The following is a 21,751-nucleotide window of genomic DNA, read 5'->3' as shown; positions in this document are numbered from 1 at the left end:
CACATCCAGGCCCCGCCCCGGACAAGCGCCCACCCGACCGCCGACACGGGCACCCCCGCACACAGCCGCCGAGGCCCGGCCGAACACGCCCCGCGCCCCCGCAGGGCGCCCGGGTCAGCGGCCGGCCGCGTGCGCGGCCCCGGGTCGGGCCGCTCCCGACCTGCGCAGGACCGCCACCCTGCGGTACAGCTCGACGGCCTCGGCCGCGCGGCCCAGTTGTTCGAGGCAGTGGGCCTCGTCGTCGCGGGCTGCGAGGGTGTCGGGGTGGTCGGGGCCCAGGACGCGTTCGCGGGCGGTGGCGACCTCGCGGTACTCGGTGAGGGCGGCGGACCAGCGGCCCAGCCAGCCGAGGGCGACGGCTATCTCGCGGCGGCTGACGAGGGTGTCCGGGTGGTCCGGGCCGAGGGCGCGGGCGCGGATCGCGCACACTTCGCGGGACTCTGCCAGGGCCTCCTCCCAGCGGCCGAGACGGCCGAGGTTGACGCCCAGGCCGTGGCGGGCGCGCAGGGTCTCGGGGTGGTCGGGCCCCTGGGCGCGGGTCCGGTCGTCGATCAGCCCCTCGTACAGGGCCAGCGCTTCGGCGCTGCGGCCGAGGCGCCCGAGGCTGATGCCGATCTCGTAGCGCGCGGCGAGGGTGTCGGGGTGGTCCGGGCCGAGTGCCCGCTCGCGGGCCGCGGCGACCTCCCGGTAGGTGGCGAGGGCCTCCTGCCAGCGGCCCAGGCGGCCGAGTTCGTAGGCCACCTCGTAGCGGGTGACCAGGGTGTCCGGGTGGTCGGCGCCGAGCACGCGGGCGCGCGCGGCGGCCACCTCGCGGGCCATCCGGTGGGCGTCCTCGGGGCGGCCCAGCCGGCCGAGGTTGAAGGCCAGGTTGTGCCGGCAGCGCAGCGTGTCGGGGTGGTCGGCGCCCATGACGCGCTCGCGGGCGGCGAGGACCGACGCGTAGACCTGGTGGGCGTCGGCGTGCCGGCCCAGCCGGCCGAGGGTGTACGCCATCTCCTGGCGTACGGCGAGCGTGTCGGCGTGGTCGGCGCCCAGCACCCGGATGCGGGCCTCGGCGACGCGTTTGTACGCGCGCAGCGCGTCGGCGGGGTGGCCGGTGCGGCTGAGGGTGAACGCGATCTCGTAGCGGCTGGCGAGCGTGTCGGGATGGTCGGGGCCGAGCAGGCGCTCGCGTTCCCCGGCCACCGCGCGGTGGACCTCGCCCGCCTCCTCCCAGCGGCCGAGCCGTCCGAGGCTCAGGCCCGCGTTGTGCCGCCCGGCCAGCGCGGCGGCCGCCTCGGGCGCCGGGTCGGGACGTACGCCGGGGCCGCGCGTGGCGGTCCCGGCGTCCGCGGGGCGGGGGATCCAGTCGGCGGTCAGGCGGGAAGCGGGGTCCGGGGGCGTGGTGCGCGGGCCGGTGGCGGTCGCCTTGTGGCCGCTGGTCATGCCGTCGGTCCAGGACGGCAGCGCGGCCCGGCCCCCGCCGACCGGCTGCGGCGTCCGCGTCCGGGGCGCCGGCACGGCCGGGGCGTACGCCGGTGAGGTGCGGCCGGCGGTGATCCGGCGGCCCAGTTCCCGGGCGTCGTCCGGGCGCTGGTCCGGCCGCTTCGCCAGCAGGTCCAGGATGACCCGGTCCAGGTAGGCGGGCAGTTCGGCGCGGTGGGTGCGCGGGGGCTCCGGCTCGGTGTCGCGGTGGCCGACGAGGATCGCCCAGGCGTCGTCGAGGTCGAACGGCGGCACGCCGGTGGCGATCTCGTAGAGCACGCAGCCCAGCGAGTACAGGTCGCTGCGCCGGTCCACCTCGTCGCCGCCGATCTGCTCCGGCGACATGTAGTGCGGGGTGCCCATGGCGATGCCCGTGCCGGTCAGCCGGGCGGTGAACCCGACGTCGTGGCCGAGCCGGGCGATGCCGAAGTCGCAGATCTTCGCGGTGCCGTCGGCGAGCCGCACGATGTTCGCGGGCTTCAGGTCGCGGTGCACGATGCCCTGGTCGTGGGTGTACGCAAGCGCGGCGGCGACCTGCTCGGCGATGTCGACGACGTCGGCGACCGGCAGCGGATGGTGCTTGTTGTCCTCCAGCAGCCGGCTCAGGTCGCGCCCCTCCAGCAACTCCATGACCAGGAAGAGCACGCCGTCGCTCTCCCCGAAGTCGTGCACCACGGTCACCCCGCGGTGCTGCAGCGCGGCGGCCACCCGGGCCTCGCGCCGGAACCTCTCCCGCAGGACGCGGGTGAAGGCGTGGTCGTGCTGCGCGCCCAGCGGTTTGAGGCACTTGACGGCGACGCGCCGCCCCAGCGACTCGTCCCGTGCCCGCCACACCTCGCCCATGCCGCCGCGCCCGATTCGCTCCAGCAGCCGGTACCGGCCCTGGATCAGCGTGCTGTCCCCCATCACTACGCCCGCCCCCGTAGTTCTGTGTCCCGTCAGCTGCGCCCTCCCCTGGCGGGTCCAGTATGGCGGTCTATGGTCCGAGTTTGTATGGTGCCGGGCGCGCGGCCGGTCCGAGCCGTGCCACGGCGCGCAGGATGTGTTTGGGCGGCAGCTGCCAGCGCAGACGTGCGGGAATCGTGCGCAGCGCGGTGCCCGTGGCGCGCAGCCGCCGGGTGACGGTGGCGGGATCGGGGGCCGGTCTGCCGTAGAGCTCGTGCGCGTACGTCGGTAGGGAGTCGTACGCCAGTTGTGCCACCCGGCGCCACAGCAGGGCGCGGGCGGGGACCAGGAGCGGGTGCGTGGGCGGGCGGCGCAGGAAGTCGTCCACCTCGTGTGCCTCTTCCCCCGCGGCCAGCTCGGGCCGTACCCGCGTGAAGTAGGCGGCCAGCTCGGCACGGTTCGCGGGCACGGCGGCCGGGTCGAGGCCGACCAGGCGGGCGCTGTGGCGGTGTTCGGCGAGGTAGCGGTCGGCGTGGGCGTCGGTGAGCGGGTAGCCGGAGCGGCGCAGGACGTGCAGGTAGGAGCCGATCTCGGCGCAGTGCACCCACAGCAGCAGCGCGGGTTCGTCGACGCCGTAGCGCTCACCGGTGCCGGGGTCGGTCGCGCCGAGCATGCGGTGGAGCTTCCGGACGCGGGCCCCGGCCCGCTCAGCGGCCTCCGTGGTGCCGTACGTCGTGGTGCCGACGAAGCCCGCGGTCCGCATCAGGCGGCCCCAGGCGTCGCGCCGGAAGTCGCTGTTCTGCATGACGCCGCGCACGGCGCGCGGGTGCAGGGCCTGGAGGTACAGGGCGCGGATCCCGGCGATCCACATCATCGGGTCGCCGTGCGCCTGCCAGGTCACCGAGCCGGGACCGAACAGCCCCGGGTCGCCGCCCGCCGGATCACCCGCCCGCGTGGCCTTCATACCGGCAGGCTAACGCCCCGCGCGTGGCGGCCCCAGAGTGCCTCCGGGGTCTCAGCGCAGGGTGGCGAGGAACTCTCCGCAGGCGCGCGCACAGGCGCGGCAGGCCTCGGCGCTCTCCTCGGCGCCCGGGTGGGCGTCGAAGACGTGGGCGCTCTCCAGGCACACTTGCCGGCACCATTCCAACTGGACGCGGATGGCGGCCTCGTCCACCTGGTTCTGTTCGGACAGCACCCGGCAGGTCGCGTCGCAGACCTCCGCGCACATGATGCCCTTGCGTCGTACGAGTTCCTGGTTCTCGGTCCCGTCCGGGTCCACGAGGCTCGCCCGCAGGGCGCAGGCCCGCGCGCACTCGGTGCAGGCCTGTGCGCAGGCGAAGCGGTCCTCGAGAAAGCGGAACAGTTCCTGCTGGGAAGTCGTCGTCGATGTCACACCGCGCGGGTTGCCGCTGCGGGCGGCGGCAAACCGCCGGGCCCTGTGCTGCCAAGGGTTCCGGCCCGTTTTCCGGCCGGCCCGGCGGGCACCCGTGCGCTCTTCCGACGCTGGTGACAGCGAGAACACCCACGACTTGCGGAGGTGCAGGACATGCCGGGACGACAGGAACTGCCGTCGACGCTGGAACGCTCCCCCCGGGAGGCCCAGCGGACCTGGATCAAGGCGCACGACTCGGCCGTGGAGGAGTACGGCGAGGGGGAGCGCGCGCACCGGGTGGCGTACGGGGCGCTCAAGCACAAGTTCGAGAAGGTCGGCGATCACTGGCAGCGCAAGGAGGGTGGCCGCAAGGGCCCCTCCGACCCGCAGTCCGGGCGGCCCCGCGGACAGGGCGGGCGCAGCGGTGAGGGCGTCGACGAGAAGGCCTCCAAGGAGCACCTGTACGGCGTCGCCAAGGAGCTCGGGGTGGAGGGCCGGTCGCGGATGTCGAAGGCCGATCTGCTGGCGGCGATCCGGAAGGCCAACCGTTCGCGGACGCGGTCCGCCCGGTCGGGCTGAGCAGGTTGGTGACGTGGACCGGGGGTACCCGCGCTCCATGACGAACGCATGGATGGACCTGGCCGCCGGCGGCGGCATCGGCATCGGCATCGGTGTCGCAGCCGTCGTGGTCGTGGCCCTGCTGATCGGGGCGTTCGCCTTCGGCAGCCGGCAGAAGCGCAAGGAGTCGCCGCCGCCGAGCCCGCAGGAGCAGCCCCGCATGCCCGACGAGGGGCCCGTCCGCGAGGTGCGTGAGCGGCGGGAGCCCGACGAGATGCCCCGCAGCGACGACCGGACGCTGCCGCACGACCTCGGTCACCAGGGCAGCCGCCCCGCCCCCGGGCAGGAGCGGCCCCGCTGGGACGAGGGCAGCAGCGGCTCGTTCGGCAGCGGCGGGCCGGGCGGACGCTGACCCCGAGGAAGCCGTACAGAGGGAAGTGAGAACCATGGCCGACCCCGCTCGCAACACCCTGCCGTTGCCCGACTACGACCATCTGCCGATCGGCGGTCTGGAGAGCCGGATCCGGTCGCTGGGCGCGGAGGAGGTGGAGGAGCTGCTGGCGTACGAACGGTCGCATGCCGACCGGCTGCACGCCACGGAGCTGCTGACGGCCCGGCTGGAGCAGTTGCGGTCCGGTGCCGAGCCGTCCTCCGGCGACCCGGGAGCGGTGCGTCCGGAGCAGGGGCAGGGCCGCACGGGGTCCCCCGTGTCGCCCGCGACCTCGCCGCAGCCGTTCTCCCCGCCGCCGCACGGCACGCCGGACCAGCGGGGCAAGCCGAAGGGTGACCGTACGTAGCCCGTACGCGCCGTCGGCGTAGTTTCCGGCACGGGCGCCGGGGAACCCATGCGCCGTGCTGTTGAACAGGAGAAGGGCCCGCGCCGGTGCGCGGGCCCGCGACGCGGCCGAACGCACCGTCCAGTGGGCCGACGGGCGGCTCCCCGTCTCCGCGGGCGGGGGGCTGTTGCGCAAGGCGTTCCCGGAGCACTGGTCGTTCCTCCTGGGCGAGATCGCCCTCTACAGCTTCGTCGTGCTGCTGCTGACCGGTGTCTGGCTGACCCTGTTCTTCAAGCCGTCGATGACGGAGGTCGTCTACGACGGGTCGTACGAGCCGCTGCTCGGGCTGAGCATGTCGGAGGCGTACCGCTCGACGGTGGACATCAGCTTCGACGTGCGCGGCGGGCTGCTGATCCGGCAGACGCACCACTGGGCGGCGCTGGTGTTTCTGTCGGCCATCGGAGTGCATCTGCTGCGGGTCTTCTTCACCGGGGCGTTCCGCCGGCCGCGTGAGGTCAACTGGCTGATCGGCGTGACGCTCTTCCTGCTGGCGCTCGTCGAGGGCTTCGCCGGCTACTCGCTCCCCGACGACCTGCTGTCCGGGACGGGGCTGCGCATCGCACAGGGCATCATGCTGTCGATCCCGGTGGTGGGCACGTACATCAGCATGTTCGTGTTCGGCGGCGAGTATCCCGGCGACGACATCGTGCCGCGGCTGTACTCGGTGCACATCCTGCTCGTTCCCGGGGTGCTGCTGGCGCTGGTGACGCTCCATCTGATCCTGGTCTTCTACCTCAAGCACACCCAGTGGGCGGGCCCGGGCCGGACCAACCGCAACGCGGTCGGCAAGCCGATGTTCCCGCAGTTCGTGACGAACTCCACGGGCCTGTTCTTCATGGTCTTCGGCGTCCTGACGGTGCTCGGGGCGGTGGCGCAGATCAACCCGATCTGGGCGTACGGCCCCTACCGGCCCGACGTGGTGTCCTTCGGCTCGCAGCCGGACTGGTACGTCGGTTTCCTGGAGGGGTCGCTGCGGCTGATGCCGCCGTTCGAGACGGAGGTCTGGGGCCACACCGTGATGTGGAACGTCCTGGTGCCCGCGGTGGTACTGCCGGCCGCCCTGTTCGCGGTGCTGTACGCCTACCCGTTCTTCGAGCGCTGGGTGACGGGCGACCACCAGGAGCACCACCTGTGCGACCGGCCCCGGGACAAGCCCGTGCGGACCGGGCTGGGCGTCGCCGCGATCTGCTTCTACGCGGTGCTCCTCCTGGCGGGCGGCAACGACATCATCGCCCATGTCTTCGACATCTCGCTCAACCTGCTGACCTGGGTGTTCCGGATCTCCCTGGTGCTGCTGCCGCCGATCGCGTTCATGGTGACCAAGCGGGTCTGCCTGGCTCTGCAGGAGCGGGAGCGCGAGCGGCTGGACGAGGGCGCGGAGACGGGGCAGTTGCGGCAGACGCTCGCGGGGGGCTACGTCGAGACCCACGCGCCCCTCGGCACCGAGGAGCGGCATGTGCTGCGGTCGCGGCGGGAGCCTGAGCCGCTGGCGCCGGTTCCGTCCGACGACGAGGCACCGCATGTGGGGCGGCTGCGGGCGACGCTCAGCGAGTGGTACTACGGCGACCGGGTCGACGTCGAGGAGGCGGGCCCGGAGGAGTCCCCTTCCTCTCCGGGTGAGCTGGAGCGCTGAGCGTCCCGGCCGGCGTACTGGAGGACGAGGCCGAGGACGGCGAGGGTAAGGATGCCGAAGCCGATGAGGGCGAGCCACAGGCCGTAGACGATGCCGAGTGCGACGACGACGGCGCCCAGGGCGGTGGTGATCGGCCAGGGGCTGTGCGGCGGGAAGAAGTCGAGCGGGCCCGCGGTGTCCAGGACCTCCGCGTCCCCGCGGTCCTGGGCGCGCAGGCCCTTCTTGCGGTACTGCACGCGCAGGAAGAACGCGACGAGCGAGGCCATCAGGAAGGCGACGGTCAGTGCCGCGGTGCCGGCCGGTTCGTGGGAGAACCAGCCGTAGCCGGCGGCGGTGACGGCGAAGAAGGCCGCCACGCCGGTGAACAGACGGGCTTCGGTCCTCACTCTGCTACTGCTTCCTCTGCTCGTGCCGCTGGTCGCGTCGGGTGATGGCCGGGTGGTGCAGGTCGAAGGCCGGGGACTCGGAGCGGACCCGGGGCAGCGACGTGAAGTTGTGCCGCGGGGGCGGGCAGGAGGTGGCCCATTCGAGGGAACGCCCGAAGCCCCAGGGGTCGTCGTGCTCCACCTTCGCGCCGTACTGGCGGGTGCGCCACACGTTGTAGAGGAACGGCAGGGTCGACAGGCCGAGCAGGAAGGCGCCGATGGAGCTGATGGTGTTCAGCGCGGTGAAGCCGTCCGCGGCCAGGTAGTCGGCGTAGCGGCGGGGCATGCCCTGCTGGCCGAGCCAGTGCTGGACGAGGAAGGTGGTCTGGAAGCCGACGAAGAGCGTCCAGAAGTGGATCTTCCCGAGGCGTTCGTCGAGGAGTCTGCCGGTGAACTTCGGCCACCAGAAGTAGAAGCCCGCGAACATCGCGAAGACGACCGTGCCGAACAGCACGTAGTGCAGGTGGGCGACGATGAAGTACGAGTCCGTCAGATGGAAGTCCAGGGGCGGCGAGGCGATGAGGACGCCGCTCATGCCGCCGAGCAGGAAGGTCATCAGGAACCCGAACGACCACAGCATGGGTGTCTCGAAGGACAGCGAGCCGTGCATCATCGTGCCGATCCAGTTGAAGAACTTCACTCCCGTCGGCACCGCGATGAGGAACGACATCAGGGAGAAGAACGGCAGCAGCACCGCGCCGGTGGCGAACATGTGGTGGGCCCACACCACCGCGGACAGCATGGTGATGGCGATGGTGGCGCCCACCAGGCTGACGTAGCCGAAGATCGGTTTGCGGCTGAACACCGGGATGATCTCGGAGACGATGCCGAAGAACGGCAGCGCGACGATGTACACCTCGGGGTGGCCGAAGAACCAGAACAGGTGCTGCCACAGCAGTGCCCCGCCGTTCGCCGCGTCGAAGATGTGCGCGCCGAACTTCCGGTCGGCCTCCAGCGCGAGCAGCGCGGCGGTGAGGACGGGGAAGGCCGGCAGCACCAGGATCGACGTGAACAGCACGTTCCAGGTGAAGATCGGCATCCGGAACATGGTCATGCCGGGGGCGCGCAGGCACAGGATGGTGGTGATGAAGTTGACCGCGCCGAGCGTGGTGGACACGCCGGTCACGACCAGTCCCATGGTCCACAGGTCGCCGCCCGCTCCGGGGCTGAACACCTCGTTGTTCAGCGGCGCGTAGGCGAACCAGCCGAAGGCCGCGGCTCCCCCGGGCGTCAGGAACCCGGCCACCACCATCAGGCCGCCGAACAGGTACAGCCAGTACGAGAGCGCGTTGAGCCGGGGGAAGGCCACGTCCGGGGCGCCGATCTGCAACGGCATGACCGCGTTGGCGAACCCGGCGAACAGCGGGGTCGCGAACAGCAGCATCATGATCGTGCCGTGGACGGTGAAGAGCTGGTTGTACTGGTGCGTACTGAGCAACTGGAGCCCGGGGCGGGCCAGCTCACTGCGCATCAGCAGGGCGAGGACGCCGCCGAAGAGGAAGAACCCGAAGGACGTCGTCATGTAGAGGTTGCCGATCACTTTGTGATCGGTCGTGGTCGCCCATCGGGCGAGTGCCCGGCCGAGCGTGCGGTTGGTCCGCTGCCGCGCCGGGGTCCGGCGCGGCGGTTGTGTCCTCTCGTCCACCGCCATGCGGCGGAGGGTACCCAGGCGCCCCCGGCTCAGTCGTACGGCCACGCCGGGGCCGGTGTCAGGTGCTCGCGCCCCCGTCGCCCGGGAAGACCTCGGCGGTGTGTTCGCCCAGCTCAGGTGGTGCGAGGCGGTAGCGCGCCGGGGTGGCGGCGAGACCGATCGGATGGGCCACCTGGCGGGCACCGCCGACGTCCACGACGGCCTCGACGCCCAGCCGTCCGGCGTAGGCGAAGGCTTCGTCGAGGGCGTTGACCGGGCCGGCCGGCACTCCGGCCGCGGGCAGCACGCCGGCCCAGTGGTCGGCGCCGCGGGTGCGCAGCCGGTCCTGGAGGAGCGACCGGAGTTCACGACGGTGGGCCACGCGGTCGGGGTTGGTGCGGAATCTCGCGTCGTCGGCGAGTTCCGGGACGCCGAGCAGCGCGGCCAGCGCGGCGAACTGCCGGTCGTTGCCGACGGCGAGGGCGATCGGCCGGTCGGCGGTGTTGAAGGTCTCGTACGGGGCGATGCTCGGGTGGGCGTTGCCGAGCCGTCCCGGTACGACGCCCGCGGCGACGTAGCCCGAGGCCTGGTTGGCCATCGCCGACAGCAGCGAGCCGAGCAGGCTGACCTCGACGAGCTGGCCCTCGCCGGTGCGTTCCCGGTGGCGCAGAGCGGCGAGGATGCCGACGGTGGCGTGCAGGCCGGTGATGACGTCGACGAGGGCGACGCCCGTCTTGGTGGGTTCGCCGTCCGGTTCCCCGGTGACGCTCATCAGGCCGCCGACGGCCTGCACCAGCAGGTCGTAGCCGGGCAGCCCGGCGCCGGCTCCGGTGCCGAAGCCGGTGACGGAGCAGTAGACGAGCCGCGGGTCGGCGGCGCGCAGTTCCTCGTGGCCGAGGCCGAGCTTCTCCATGGTGCCGGGGCGGAAGTTCTCCACCACGACGTCCGCGCCTGCGATCAGTTCGCGGGCCCGGTCGCGTCCCTCGTCGGTGGCGAGGTCGAGGGTGACGGACCGTTTGTTGCGGTTGACGCCCAGGAAGTAGGTGGAGGTGCCGGAGGCGTCGGCGGGCGGGCGCCAGGCGCGGGTGTCGTCGCCGGTGCCGGGCCGTTCCACCTTGACGACGTCGGCGCCCAGGTCGGCGAGGAGCATCGTCGCGTACGGTCCGGCGAGGACGCGGGAGAAGTCGGCGATCCGCACACCCCGGAGGGCTGCCGTGTCGTGGTCGGTGAGGGTGGTGTCATCGGGCATGGCGTCATCGTGCGCGCTCGGCGGTGCCCTCACACGTGAGCTGCGCCACGCGCACGCGGCTCCGGACGGGAGGGTCCGGAACCGCGTGCGGGGCCGGTCCGGGTCTTCTACGACGCGTCGAGGACCGTACCGCTCAGCACCGGTCCCTGCGGCTCACCTTCGTCGTCGGTGGGCTGCCACCCGATGTGCTCGGCGGGTTCGGTGACCTCGTCGCGGATGGTGGGCACCGTCACCTCGGCGTCGGTCTCCCCCGGCGGGACCATCGCCCACAGCGAGAAGTACTCCAGCCGGGACAGCGGGACCTCGCCGTCGGGGACCTCCCACGCGTGCTCCAGCAGCCAGTCCGGGTCGACGTCCTTGGTGGACAGTTCGGGACGGGTGTCGTCCGGCACCGGCAGCAGCACGGTGCCGAGGAGGACGTCGGCGGGCTCGGACAGCGAGACGCGCCAGCGCAGCGGCTGTCCCTCGGTGACCGCGTCGGCGACGGGACTGACGGTGATCTCCGGCATCGGGTCGTCGTTCTCGACGGTGACACCGCCCGCGTAGGAGCCGACGACCGATCCGCGGACCGCCTTCACCAGCAGGTCGTGCGAGGTGTCCCAGGCGTACCGCTTGTTGCCCGCCACCTTCACCGTCACGTCGATGCCGGAGCCGCCGGGACGGACGTTCACCAGCCGGTGCTCGGTCTCTCCGGTCGCCGGATCGGTGACGTACGTGTGGACCGTGCCGCCGCCCTTGCCGGATACGCGCACCGGGACGCGGTAGGTGCGCTCCCCGTCGTCGCCCTCCTTCACCGTCGTCCGGCCGACGTCGACCCGGGCCAGCGGGGCCGGCCGCACCCGGGGGGTGCCGGGCTGCCAGGCGTGGGCGTCCATCAGCCAGGCCTGGCCCGAGGACGAACGCGGCGTCAGTTCCAGCGAGGCGATCCGGCGCAGGTCGATGCCGTTGCGGGTGGCGGCGGTGAGCGGTACCCGCAGTTCCTGCGCCCAGTAGGAGGCCGTGCGGTCGCTGCCCGGCAGTCCGTCGGCGCGGACGCCGCCGAGGGTGGCGCGCCGGCCGTCGGTGTCGGTGACGGACACGTCGAGCCGGGTGCCGGTGCTGCCCGGCGGCACGATGACGCGCAGGGCGAGGCTTTCGGCGCCCTTGAGGGAGACGGGCGTCCTGGGGCGGATCCGGGCCGGGGTGCCCGGTGCGGCCCAGTCGAGGGCGACGGCGCCGCGGCCGACCTCGCGTTCCGGCTGCCAGTACGCGAAGTGGGGCGAGGAGCCGCGGGCGTCCTCGCCGAGGCAGGCCGCGGCCGGGTCGGGGTCGACCGCGGAGCACAGGCGTCCACCGGTCACCTCCACCCCGTCGTCCGGCAGGAGTCCGGCGCCGCGGCCGGCGCCGACCGCGTGGGTCAGCGCCCGTGCCGGGTCGGCCGAGGGGGCCCGGCGGCCGGTGCCGTCGATCAGCTCGCGCACCCGGTCGTCACCGGCGACGAACAGCCGTGCTGCGGCGGCGATGTAGGTGGCGCCTGCCCGGTGCTGCTGCTCGGCGGTGAGGCGGGTGGGGCTGCCCACCGAGCAGACCGGGTCGGGACCCTCGGGGTCGTCCCAGAAGTCGTCGGAGGCGGGCGCCTCGGCCTGGCCGGGCGTCCACTCGCTGTTGAAGTAGTTGTGGTTCGCGCCCGTGATGTGGACCGCGCTGTGCAGCGCCCGGCCCCGGCTCACGCCACGCGTGCCGTCGACGTAGAGCTGCCCCTGGAGGTCGGCGACGTCACCGTCGCAGCCCGGCAGGATCGTCAGTGACGGCACGTCGGGGACGGGGTTCTGGCCGAAGGCGGTGGGGCCGATGAGTACGGTGCCGCGGATGTTCCAGCGGGAGCGGCCGGGGCTGCCGTCCTGGCTCGGGGGTGGCGGGTAGAGGCTGTCCATGGCGGCCCGGTCGACGCCTTCGCCGCCGCGCGAGTGCCCGACGAGCAGGACGCGGGACAGGTCGGCCTTCGGACCCCGGCGCACGGGTCCGGGTGCCGTGGCGGAGTGGGCGGCCCAGTCGGCCCAGCGGGCCAGGTGCGAGCGCACCAGGGAGGAACGGGCCTGGGCGCCGCCGTCGTCGAGGTCGCCGTCCTGGCCGTTGATGCCGTTGGCGGAGACCGAGACGGTCACGTAGCCCTGGGAGGCGAGCAGCTTCTGGTCCTGGAGGTAGCCGCGGTGACTGGGGATGGGCCGGGCGCCGTCGGCGCAGGGCCAGTCGATCGTGACGGCCTCCTCGCCCTGGCCGGGGACGTAGCAGGTGCCGTGGCGGCCGTGCAGGAACAGGGCGAGCGGGCGCTTGCCGGCCGCCCCCTTCGGCGCGACGACGAGGCCGCGCATCTCGACCGGCGCGGAAAGGCCGGGCAGCCGTACGGGGTCGAGCGTGTACTCGCCGGTCGTCGTGGCGAACCGGCCGGGCCTGCCCGGGTCGACGCTGCCGGCGGGGAGCGGGGGCGGGAGTTTCGCCGGGGGCGCCTGGGAGGGGCGGCGCTCGCGGGCCGGGGCGCCGGGTTCCTCGTCGAGGCGGCGGCCGGCGGCCAGGACCCGGAGGTCCGTGAGCCCGTCGAGGGCGGCCGGTTCGGTGTCGTGCAGGGGTAAGCGGAAGGTGCGGCCGTCGTCGTCCGGTTCCGGTACGCCGAGCAGGCGGCCGTCGGCGTGGAACTCCACCCGGGCGTCGCCGTGCGGGACGTTCCTCGGGGAGCGCCACTGGAGGGCTCTCTCGTCACCGGTGCCGGTGACCCGCCAGCCGGGCGGGAGGTCCGCGGTGCCGGCCGGGGTCGCGGGGGCGGCGGCGGTGCCTGGCGGTCGGGGTGCGGCGTGGGCGGCGGCGGGCGCCACTCCCAGCAGGGTCAGGGCCGCAGCCGCGGCGGCCCATGTCCTTCGAGCACGTATCAAGAATCGCTCCTCAATGCCTCGGGCCGGGGCTCCGCCGGTGCGGACGGCCCTCGTTGGAGGAGGAGGGGAACGAGTTCTTTCGGGTTGCCTGTGAGCGCGCTCGGGCGTGCGGTCAGCCCCCGGGGGTGCTTCCGCCGGTGCCTTCCGTTCTGTCGGCCGCGTCGGCCATGCCGGCCGGGCAGTCGTCGCTGGACCGGCCGGCGAGCCGGCCGCCGGGCTGTTCCACGGTCACCTGCGCGCTGCCGAGGGCCGGGTCCTGGCGCAGGCGGGCGACGGCGACCGTGCAGGCCAGCTGGTCGACGGCCGTCTCGCTGAGGCTCCCGGCCCCCTTCGGCAGTTGGACGACGACCGCCGCTCCGTCGGCGCGGACGGTGGGCGCCTCGGCGGCCGGCGGCAGTTCGGTCGTCAGCCCCCGCCTCCGCTCCTCGGCGTCCGGCCCCTTGAACAGCATGAGTACGGCGCTGCCGAGGTCGGCCGCGCCGGTCACCGTGCGCGTCACCGCCACCAGGTCGCCGTCCGCCACGAAGTAGAGCGGGACCGCGGCGGCGGGCACGGCCTCGGACGGTGCCGGTGTCGGGACGGGGGTCCCGGCCGGGTCCCGGACGCCGGTCGCGGGCTCCCCCGCCTCCACCACGCCGGTCGCGGGGATGCCGCAGGCGGAGAGCGGGAGCAGCGCCGCGCACAGGAGGGTGAGGGCGAGCCTGCGTCGGGGGTTCATGGCCGGTCCTCCTCGTCCGTGTGCGTCGTACGGTCCCCGGCGCCCTCCGGCCGCAGCGGGAGGACGACCGTGAAGACGGCGCCGCCGTCCGGGTGGTTGGCCGCGCGGACGGTGCCGCCGTGCAGGCGCACGTTCTCCGTGGTGATGGCCAGTCCGAGGCCGCTGCCCTCGCTCCGGACGCGGGCGCTGTCCGACTTGTAGAAGCGGTCGAAGACCTGCGGCAGGACGTCTTCGGGGATGCCGTCCCCGCCGTCGTGGACCTCGATGACCGCCTGCCTGCCCGTCCGGGGGTCGTGCTCCTCGCGCAGGCGCAGGCGGACGGGCGGGGCGCCGTGGCGCAGCGCGTTGGCGACGAGGTTGGCGACGACGACGTCGAGTCGGCGCGGGTCGACCCGGCCGCGCAGCTCGCCCGGTCCGGGCAGGCTGGTTTGTACGGTGTCCGGCCAGCCGCGGGCGGCGAGCGTGCGCCGAACGGACTCGGCGAGGTCGATGTCGTCCAGGTGCAGGGCCGCGGCACCCGCGTCGAACCGGGAGATCTCCATCAGGTCGTCCACCAGGCCGGCCAGCTTCGTGGTCTCCTCGCTGATGAGGCGCACGGCCGTCGCGGTGTCCTCGTCCAGGCCGGCCGCGTCCTCGTCCAGTACGTCCGTGACCGCCGACATCGCCGCCAGCGGGGTGCGCAGCTCGTGGGAGACGTCCGCGGCGAAACGGCGCGCGCCGGCCTCCATGCGCCGCAGTTCCGCCACCGAACCCTCCAGCGCGGCCGCCGTCTCGTTGAAGGTGCGGGACAGATCGGCGAGTTCGTCGGAGCCCTGGACCGCGAGCCGCGTGTCGAGGCGGCCCTCGGCGATGCTTCGGGTGGCCCGCCGCAGGGCACGCACGGGGCGCAGCACACCGCGCGCGGCCAGGAGCGCGATCAGGACGGCCAGGGCCAGGGCGGGCACGGTGGCGCGTTCGATGGCGGAGACCAGCGCGTCGACGTAACCCTGCTCCTCGCGCTGCGGCACGGTGAGGTAGACCTCGAGCCCCGAGGCGGGCCGTTCGGTGCTGTAGTCGCCGGCGAAGGTGACGGGCATCCCGACGACCAGTGCGGAGTGGCCGTCCCGCGTCACGCGCTGGAACACCGTGGCCCGGCGGGTGCGCACGGACTCGCGCATCTCCGGCGACAGTTCGCGGAACGCGTCGCCGGTCTCGGACGTCGCGCTCGCCTGCCCGTAGGCGACCAGCACCCGCCAGTTCTGGGACCGGCCGCCGCGCGACACGTCGGCGGCGAACACCTGGAGGTCGGACTCGTCGGGCGGGAAGCGGTAGTTGGGGACCAGGGTGTTGACGCGGTGCCGGAAGTCCTCGATCACCGTGTCCTGGCTCTGCTGGAGGACCCCGGTGCGCGCCTCGCGGAAGGTCAGGGCGCCCGTGGTCACGGTGGCGACGACGGCGACGAGGGTGAAGGCCACGACCAGCCGCACGCGCAGCCCGTTCAGCGCGCGCGGCACGCGAGGCATTCTCATCGGGCCCCGAAGCGGTAGCCGAAGCCGCGCACGGTGTGGACGTAGCGGGGACTGCCGGCGGGTTCGCCGATCTTGGACCGCAGGCGTTTGACGCAGGCGTCCACCAGTCGCGCGTCGCCGTGGTAGCTGTGCTCCCAGACGGCTTCCAGGAGCTGCTGGCGGCTGAAGACCTGCCCGGCGGAGGCGGACAGGGTCAGCAGCAGCCGGAGTTCGGAGGGGCCGAGGGCGACCGGCCGTCCCTGGTGGGTGACGGTGAGGCCGGCCCGGTCGATGACCAGGTCGCCGTGGTGTTCGACGCGGGCGGTGCCGTGGTCGTCCGCGGCGCCGCCCACCCGGCGCAGCACCGCGCGGATGCGTGCGTCCAGTACGCGGGCGCGGACCGGCTTGACCACGTAGTCGTCGGCTCCGGACTCCAGTCCGACCACGATGTCCGTGTCGTCGCCGCGGGCGGTGGCCATGATGATCGGCACCTGGTCGTGCGCGCGGATGCGGCGGCACACCTCCAGACCGGGCATGCCGGGCAGCATCAGGTCGAGGACGACGGCGTCGGGCCGGAACGCCCGCAGCTGCTCCAGCCCCTCCTCGCCCGTCGCCGCGGCGGCGACCTCGTGTCCCTGGCGGCGCAGGGCCAGGCGCACGCCCTCCCGGACGGCGCGGTCGTCTTCGATGATCAGGACCCTCGGCATGGGTCTCAGTATGCGGATGTACGTGCGAACGCCCGCGTGCGGGTCACGGCTGTTACACAGCGGTCCACAAGCCGTCCATGGGCGATCACACGGCCCCGGCACGCTTCGTGATCATGAACGCGCACCGATCGAACCCCTCCGCGCCCTCCGGCGCGTCCCGCCGCCGCGGAAGCCGGGCCCGTCGCAGGCCGGGCGGCGGGCCGCCGCTCCTGTGGGCGGGGCTCGTGACCGGTGTCGTGCTGCTGCTCGCCGGCGGCCTGTTCCTCGGGGAACGGTCCGCGTCCTCCGACGGCCGCGCGGACGCGGCCGGGCCGTCCGCGCCAGAGGCCGCCGAGACGGAGGAAGAAACGGAGGAGGGCTCCGTGGAGGCCGGATCCATCCCGTCGTCGGGCCCCGGGACGTTCGTCACCGCCCAGGGCGGCGGTGACCGGGTCGGCGGGAGCGGACGGACGCTCACCTACGTCGTGCAGGTCGAGGACGGCATCGGGATCGCGGCGCCGGAGGTGGCGGCCGAGGTGGAGCGGATCCTCGCCGACGAGCGTGGCTGGACGGCCGACGGGCGGACCGGGTTCCGTCGGGTGTCCGGCGGCACGTCCGACTTCCGGGTGCGGCTGGCCACGGCGGGGACCGTGGACGACATATGCGGCCAGTACGGTCTGGACACCGGCGGCGAGGTCAACTGCAACGTCGGTCAGGACGTCATGGTCAACCTCAAGCGGTGGCTGCTGGCGACGCAGTACTACGCGGACGACGTGACGTCGTATCGCGCGCTGATCATCAACCACGAGGTCGGGCACTTCCTCGGCCACGGCCACGAGGGCTGCCCCGGGGCGGGGCGTCCCGCCCCGGTGATGATGCAGCAGATCAAGGGCCTGCACGGCTGCCGGACCAACGTCTGGCCCTACGACCGCGAGGGCCGGGCCGTCACCGGTCCCGCCGTCGGCTGAGCCGGCGGCCCCGGGCTACGGGTGCCGCTCCTGGCCGGACTCGGGGCAGTCGGGATTCAGGCAGGTGCCCCGGTGCCATACCGGGACGTAGATGCCGAGGGTCTTGTGGCGCGAGACCTCCGGGGGCACGTGGTGGCCGCAGCGGGGGCAGACGTCCTCGCGCGGCGAATCGGTGTGCTGTGTTTTCGTGCCCTGGGTTTTCGTCTTCTGCATGTGACTGGTCATGATTTCTCACCAACACCAGCGAGAGCTTTGAAAAGCCTTTGCCCCCACTTTACGTTCGAATGTGCGAAAGGGACAGTGGGACGTCGGCGCGGCCGTCACGGGGACTACGGGGACTCCTGGGGGCGCCGCAAACTCATGATCACCGACACCGTCAGGACCACGACGATCACGGCCAGGCTCACCGTGGAGGGGATCTCGGGGATGGACTTGCTGATCATCTCGTGGCTCGCCTGGAGGATGAGCTTGACGCCGATGAAGCCGAGGATGACGGCCAGGCCCGTGCTCAGGTAGTGGAAGCGGTCCAGCAGGCCCGACAGCATGAAGTACAGGGCCCTGAGGCCGAGGATGGCGAACGCGTTGCTGGTGTAGACGATGAAGGTCTCGTCACTGACGGCGAGCACGGCCGGCACGCTGTCCACGGCGAAGATCAGGTCGGCCGCCTCGATCGCGGCGACGACGGCCAGCAGGGGCGTCGCCACCCGCTTCCCCGCCTCCTTGACGAAGAAATGCTGCCCCGCGTACTCGTCCCGCACGGGGACGAACTTGCGCAGCAGGCGGACGGCGAAGCTCCGGCCCGGGTCGAAGCTCTCCTCCTCCCCCTTGAGGATCTTGTACACGCTGTAGAAGAGGATGGCCGCGAAGACGAACAGGACGGCGGTGAACCGGCTGACCACGGCGACACCCGCGGCCAGGAAGAGGCCGCGGAACACCAGGGCGCCGATGACCCCGAAGAACAGGACGCGGTGCTGGTATTCGCGGGGCACCTTGAAATAGGCGAAGATCAGGGCGAAGACGAAGAGGTTGTCGACGGAGAGGCTTTTCTCCAGCAGCCACGCGGTGGTGTACTCGGTCCCCGCCGTCCCGCCGAGCACCAGGAAGACGACCGCCCCGAAGACGAGGGCGAGTCCCACCCACAGTCCGCTCCAGGCCGCCGCCTCCTTGAACCCGATGACGTGGGCGCTGCGGTGGGCCAGGAGGTCGACGACGAGCGACACGACCACGGTCGCGGCGAAGACGGTCCAGAGCCAGAACGGCACATCGAGCATGCGGGCCTCGCAGTGATCCGCAGGGACGGCCCCCCTCCGTCCGAGTGTGCCCTACGCACGGGGGCGGGTCGCCCGGAGGCCGGGCGGCCCGCCGCGCTGGTGGCCGCGCGGGAGTGCGGGGTCAGTGCCCGGCGACGACGCCCGACAGTTCGTTGGTGCCCTTCGGGAGCGTCACGGACCCGACCTTCTCGCCCGACTCCAGGTCGATGGCGTGCAGGCCCTTCGTGCTCGGCTCGGAGACGTAGGCGGTGTGGTCGCGGACGAAGAGCGTGGGCCTCGGCTGCTGCCAGTCCAGCGGTTCCTGCCACGCGCCCACGGCGGGAATCTTCTGGGTGACCTTGCCGCTGACCGGGTCGATGACGTGGATCGCGCCGTCGGTGCCGAGGACGAGTGCCTCGCCGTGCGGTCCGCGGGCCAGCGAGCGGAACGAGTAGCTGGTGCCGAGGTCGACCAGGCGCAGCTCCGCCTTCTCCGTGTCGATCAGCGACACCCGCGTGGGCCGCTCCAGCTCCGCGTCCGGGTCGGTCTTGTAGTCGCCCAGCAGGACGGGCGAGGCGTCGCTGCCGGCCTGGTTGCCGATCCGGCCGTAGTCGTCGGGGGCGTCCACCTTGGTGAACTCGCCGTCCTTGTAGAGCAGTACTCCGTCCTCGCAGCCGACGGCGATCGCCTCCCCCTCGGCCGCCGCCTCGCCGTGCACGCCGGGGCAGTCCTCGTTGCGGGCGATCTCCTTGCCGTTCTCGTCCAGGACGAGGGCTCCGGTGCGCTTCTCCTCGTCACCGACGGTGGTGAGCAGCTCGCCGTTCGCCAGTTCGATGGCGACGCCGTGGTGGGCCTCGGCCGTGGTGTAGGTGCGGCCCCGCGGCTTCTCGCCGGCGGCGAGGTCGGCGGGGTCGAAGACGTTGACCTGGCCGGTGCCGTCGGTGAAGAGCACCGTCTTCCCGGCGTGGCGTACGACGTGGCCGGGCTTGGCACCCGGGTACTCGATGTCGGTGAGGGTCTGGCCCGCCGCGTCCAGGACGCGGAAGCCGCTGTCGGTGGAGACGATGACGTGGTCGTCGTCCCCGGCCGGGTTGACCCGGTTGAACCCGGGCAGCTCGATGGTCCGGGTCAGCTTCAGGCTCTTGCCGTCCAGGATGTAGAGGCCGCCGTCGAAGGTGGCCACCAGCGGGTCCGTGACCGTGGCGGCGGGTGTGGCGCTCGCGGTGTCCTTCGCCTTCGCGTCGGACGAGGAGGACGAGGCCCCGTCGCCGCCGCAGGCGGTCAGCACCGTGGACACCGCGAGGGCGAGGGCCGTCCCCGTGAGGGTTCTGTTGCGTATCGACTTGTTCACCGGTGTGTTCCTTTCCGGGCCGCGCTGGGCGGCGTGTGATGCGGGAGGGGGCCGGCCGGTCGGCCGGAAACTGGTGGAGGGGGAAGGCGAGGCGGAGTCAGCCGCCGGCCGGGGAGGCGGTCAGGCCGTCGGTCATGGCGGTGGTGTTGGCGCGCATCATCCGCAGGTAGGTGTCGGCGCCCTCGCCCTTCGCGGTCAGCGACTCCGAGTACAGCTCGACGACCCGTACGTCGCCGCCCAGTTCCGTGCGCAGCACCTCGGCCAGCCGCTTGGGCCGGGAGGAGTCGGCGAACACGGTGCGCACCCCGGCCCGTTCCATGGCCCGGGTGAGCGAGCGCAGGTCGGAGGAGCTGGGCGAGGCCAGCGTCGTGCCGCTGGGGATCACGGCGCCGATGACGCGGAAGCCGAAGCGTTCGGCGAGGTAGCCGAAGACGTGGTGGTTGGTGACCAGGGCGCGCTCGTCGTCGGGGATGCGGTCGAAGGAGTCCGCCATCCAGGTGGACAGCTCCGCGAGTCGTGCGTCGTAGCGGGCGGCGTTGGCGCGTATCGCCGTCTCGTCCACGCCGTCCACGTGCTCCACCACCTGGTCGGCCATGAGGCCGGCCGCCTTGCGCATCCGGTCCGGGTCGGTCCAGAAGTGCGGGTCCGGCTGTCCGGCCCCGTCGGCGGGGCCGCCGTCGTCGCTCGCGCGGAAGGTGAGCGGGTCGACGGCCTCGCCGACCTCGAAGGTGGCCACGCCGGCCTCGCGGGCGGCGTTAACGTGCCGCAGTACGTTCTCCTCCAGGCCGAGGCCGTTGAAGACCACCAGGTCGGCGGCCTCCAGTTCGGCGGCCTGCACCGCCGACAGGCCGAAGGAGTGCGGGTCCGCGTTCGGTTTCATCAGGACGGTGACCTCGGCCTCGTCGCCGACGATCTGCCGGGTGACGTCACCGAGGATGTTGGTGGTCACGACGATGCGGGCCCGGTCGTCGGTGGTGGCGCACGCGGTGGCGGCCGCCGCCGTGGTGAGGGCGAGCAGGCCCATCAGCAGGCTGCGCAGCCGGGCGACGCCGACCCGGGCGCGCTTGGTGCCCCTCATCGGCCGGTCTCCGTCATCAGGCGGGGCTCGATGTCCAGGTCGAAGGTGCGGGCGATGCGCAGGCCGTCGTTGTAGTCGACCTCGTACACCCGCTTGCCCGCGGGGTCGTTGACGTACGCGCGGCTGCGGTCCACCTCGACGACGGGTCCGCCGGCGCCGGTCTTCCCGGGCGTGGCCAGGAGCGGCTCGGTGGCGGAAGCCTCCCTGCCCGTGGCGATGTCGTACCCGTGCAGGGCGCCGTCGGTCTCCAGGACGAGCAGCGCGGAGCCCTCCCCCGCCGTGTTGGCGGCGACGACCGGCCCGGTCTCCACCCGCTTCCAGGTGCGGTCGGTGACGTCCAGGACCCACACGGCGCGATCGCCGGCCGGTGCCGTGAGGGTGTCGCTGCCGGCCCGGTGCCGGAAGGCGGTGGCCCGTTCCTTCGCGGGCACCTCCTCGCCGTACGGGATCCTCTCCGCGGTGAAGGCGCCGTCGTCCGCGCTGACGAGCAGGGCGCCGTCGGCACATCCGAGGACGAGTCCGCGCCGGGTGACCGCGTCGCCGCGGGGCTCCTCGCACTCCGCGTCCGGCGAGGCGACGCGCCCGCCCTCGCGGTCGTACACGGTGAGCTGCTTGGAGCGGCCGTCGCCGGTGAACGCGAGCAGGTGTTCCCCGTAGGGCACCACCGGGCCGGAGTGCACCCCGTCGAGGGTCCGGGCGGCCGGGACCTCGCCGTCCTCCAGCTCCGTCCGGTCGTACAGCCTGGTCCGGCCGTCCCGGCCGGTCACCGCGGTCACGGTGGCGTCGCTGCGGACCTCGGCGTGCGGGCCCACGGGGAGGTCGCCGACGTCGCGTATCGCCGCCCGGTAGTAGTGCACGTGGTCGCCGTGGTCGACCATCCAGGCGCCGGTGTCGACCACGTGCGTCCCGCGGGGGGTGTCGAAGTAGCCGAAGCGGCCGTCGGAGGCCAGCCGGGTCGCGCCCGCCACGTCCGCCGTCCTGTGCACCCCGCCGGTGATGAGGTCGAGGACCCGGGTGTCGCCGCTGCCGGGGTCGCCGAGCAGGAGACGGGACTGCTGCTCGGCGGACTCCTTCGCCCCTTCGACGTATCCGTGCGGGGTGGCGGTCGGCGGGTTGCCGGGCGGGGCGGACGTGTCGTCGGCTCCCTGGGCGCAGCCCGCGGCGAGGAGGGCGGTGAGGACGAGTGCGGTCGATGCCCGCGTGGTGGTGTTCTTTCGGAGGGTCAGGGCCATCGCGTCTGCTTTTCCTTTTTTCC

20 protein-coding genes are annotated in these 21,751 nt (G+C 73.1%); 5 read left to right on the top strand and 15 right to left on the bottom strand.

Annotated elements, in window-relative coordinates; all coding sequences use genetic code 11:
• Positions 1-114 precede the first annotated feature (114 nt).
• The 3 genes from AMK11_RS34365 to AMK11_RS34355 all read right to left on the bottom strand — a co-directional run bounded on the left by AMK11_RS34365 (position 115) and on the right by AMK11_RS34355 (position 3,742).
• Entirely contained in the window at positions 115-2,370 is a 2,256-nt protein-coding gene (locus AMK11_RS34365; RefSeq protein WP_073732048.1) for a serine/threonine-protein kinase, read from the bottom strand.
• Positions 2,371-2,440: 70 nt separating this feature from the next.
• Positions 2,441-3,313 carry an oxygenase MpaB family protein gene (locus tag AMK11_RS34360; RefSeq protein ID WP_073732047.1) on the bottom strand — a complete coding sequence of 291 codons (873 nt, stop codon included), beginning with the start codon at positions 3,311-3,313 and terminating at the stop codon, positions 2,441-2,443.
• 51 nt (positions 3,314-3,364) lie between these two features.
• Complete coding sequence (locus AMK11_RS34355; protein ID WP_073732046.1) at positions 3,365-3,742, bottom strand: four-helix bundle copper-binding protein; 378 nt, start codon at positions 3,740-3,742, stop codon at positions 3,365-3,367.
• Positions 3,743-3,895: 153 nt separating this feature from the next.
• Here AMK11_RS34355 and AMK11_RS34350 point away from each other — a divergent pair, with 153 nt between their 5' ends.
• The 4 genes from AMK11_RS34350 to qcrB are packed head-to-tail and all read left to right on the top strand — an operon-like array spanning position 3,896 to position 6,748.
• A complete protein-coding gene (locus AMK11_RS34350) occupies positions 3,896-4,300 on the top strand; it encodes a ChaB family protein (protein ID WP_073732045.1) in 405 nt (134 codons plus the stop codon).
• Between the two features lie 37 nt (positions 4,301-4,337).
• Positions 4,338-4,691, top strand: coding sequence for a DUF6479 family protein (locus tag AMK11_RS34345; protein ID WP_073732135.1), 354 nt, complete (start codon positions 4,338-4,340; stop codon positions 4,689-4,691).
• A 34-nt stretch (positions 4,692-4,725) separates the two neighbouring features.
• Entirely contained in the window at positions 4,726-5,076 is a 351-nt protein-coding gene (locus tag AMK11_RS34340; protein WP_073732044.1) for a hypothetical protein, read from the top strand.
• Positions 5,077-5,131: 55 nt separating this feature from the next.
• On the top strand, positions 5,132-6,748 hold the full coding sequence (gene qcrB / locus AMK11_RS34335) for a cytochrome bc1 complex cytochrome b subunit (protein WP_073732043.1): 1,617 nt from the start codon (positions 5,132-5,134) through the stop codon (positions 6,746-6,748).
• On the opposite strand, the gene ctaF is transcribed toward qcrB, so the two are convergent.
• The 7 genes from ctaF to AMK11_RS34300 form a co-directional block, all read right to left on the bottom strand.
• The gene (gene ctaF / locus AMK11_RS34330; RefSeq protein ID WP_073732042.1) at positions 6,673-7,134 is read right to left on the bottom strand and encodes an aa3-type cytochrome oxidase subunit IV; all 462 of its coding nucleotides are present in this window, start codon (positions 7,132-7,134) and stop codon (positions 6,673-6,675) included. The two genes, qcrB and ctaF, sit on opposite strands and share 76 nt — an antisense overlap.
• A 4-nt stretch (positions 7,135-7,138) precedes the next feature.
• On the bottom strand, positions 7,139-8,824 hold the full coding sequence (gene ctaD, locus AMK11_RS34325) for an aa3-type cytochrome oxidase subunit I (RefSeq protein ID WP_443333933.1): 1,686 nt from the start codon (positions 8,822-8,824) through the stop codon (positions 7,139-7,141).
• 58 nt (positions 8,825-8,882) lie between these two features.
• Positions 8,883-10,052 carry a CaiB/BaiF CoA transferase family protein gene (locus tag AMK11_RS34320; protein WP_073732040.1) on the bottom strand — a complete coding sequence of 390 codons (1,170 nt, stop codon included), beginning with the start codon at positions 10,050-10,052 and terminating at the stop codon, positions 8,883-8,885.
• Positions 10,053-10,159: 107 nt separating this feature from the next.
• Positions 10,160-12,958: a hypothetical protein gene (locus AMK11_RS34315; protein ID WP_073732039.1), complete on the bottom strand. Its 2,799-nt coding sequence runs from the start codon at positions 12,956-12,958 to the stop codon at positions 10,160-10,162.
• A 112-nt stretch (positions 12,959-13,070) separates the two neighbouring features.
• A complete protein-coding gene (locus AMK11_RS34310) occupies positions 13,071-13,676 on the bottom strand; it encodes a GerMN domain-containing protein (protein WP_073732038.1) in 606 nt (201 codons plus the stop codon).
• Positions 13,673-15,169: a sensor histidine kinase gene (locus tag AMK11_RS34305; protein WP_383584188.1), complete on the bottom strand. Its 1,497-nt coding sequence runs from the start codon at positions 15,167-15,169 to the stop codon at positions 13,673-13,675. The genes AMK11_RS34310 and AMK11_RS34305 overlap by 4 nt, the downstream gene beginning before the upstream one ends.
• Before the next feature lie 11 nt (positions 15,170-15,180).
• Entirely contained in the window at positions 15,181-15,870 is a 690-nt protein-coding gene (locus tag AMK11_RS34300) for a response regulator transcription factor (RefSeq protein ID WP_073732036.1), read from the bottom strand.
• Between the two features lie 113 nt (positions 15,871-15,983).
• Here AMK11_RS34300 and AMK11_RS34295 point away from each other — a divergent pair, with 113 nt between their 5' ends.
• Positions 15,984-16,817, top strand: coding sequence for a DUF3152 domain-containing protein (locus AMK11_RS34295; RefSeq protein WP_073732134.1), 834 nt, complete (start codon positions 15,984-15,986; stop codon positions 16,815-16,817).
• Between the two features lie 15 nt (positions 16,818-16,832).
• Here AMK11_RS34295 and AMK11_RS34290 read toward each other — a convergent pair whose 3' ends face one another.
• The 5 genes from AMK11_RS34290 to AMK11_RS34270 form a co-directional block, all read right to left on the bottom strand.
• Positions 16,833-17,030: a hypothetical protein gene (locus AMK11_RS34290; protein WP_073732035.1), complete on the bottom strand. Its 198-nt coding sequence runs from the start codon at positions 17,028-17,030 to the stop codon at positions 16,833-16,835.
• 116 nt (positions 17,031-17,146) lie between these two features.
• Positions 17,147-18,088 carry a TerC family protein gene (locus AMK11_RS34285; RefSeq protein ID WP_073732034.1) on the bottom strand — a complete coding sequence of 314 codons (942 nt, stop codon included), beginning with the start codon at positions 18,086-18,088 and terminating at the stop codon, positions 17,147-17,149.
• A 121-nt stretch (positions 18,089-18,209) separates the two neighbouring features.
• Positions 18,210-19,418 carry a zinc metallochaperone AztD gene (aztD, locus tag AMK11_RS34280; protein WP_073732033.1) on the bottom strand — a complete coding sequence of 403 codons (1,209 nt, stop codon included), beginning with the start codon at positions 19,416-19,418 and terminating at the stop codon, positions 18,210-18,212.
• Positions 19,419-19,515: 97 nt separating this feature from the next.
• Complete coding sequence (gene aztC / locus AMK11_RS34275; RefSeq protein WP_073732032.1) at positions 19,516-20,496, bottom strand: zinc ABC transporter substrate-binding protein AztC; 981 nt, start codon at positions 20,494-20,496, stop codon at positions 19,516-19,518.
• Complete coding sequence (locus AMK11_RS34270) at positions 20,493-21,728, bottom strand: hypothetical protein (protein ID WP_073732031.1); 1,236 nt, start codon at positions 21,726-21,728, stop codon at positions 20,493-20,495. Before AMK11_RS34270 ends, aztC begins: the two co-directional genes overlap by 4 nt.
• Between the last annotated feature and the right edge of the window lie 23 nt (positions 21,729-21,751).

This window comes from Streptomyces sp. CB02414 (assembly GCF_001905385.1).
In the GTDB taxonomy this organism is placed as follows: Bacteria; Actinomycetota; Actinomycetes; order Streptomycetales; family Streptomycetaceae; genus Streptomyces.
Note: the sequence above shows the minus strand (reverse complement) of the source record. Positions and strands in the feature narration are given on the sequence as shown.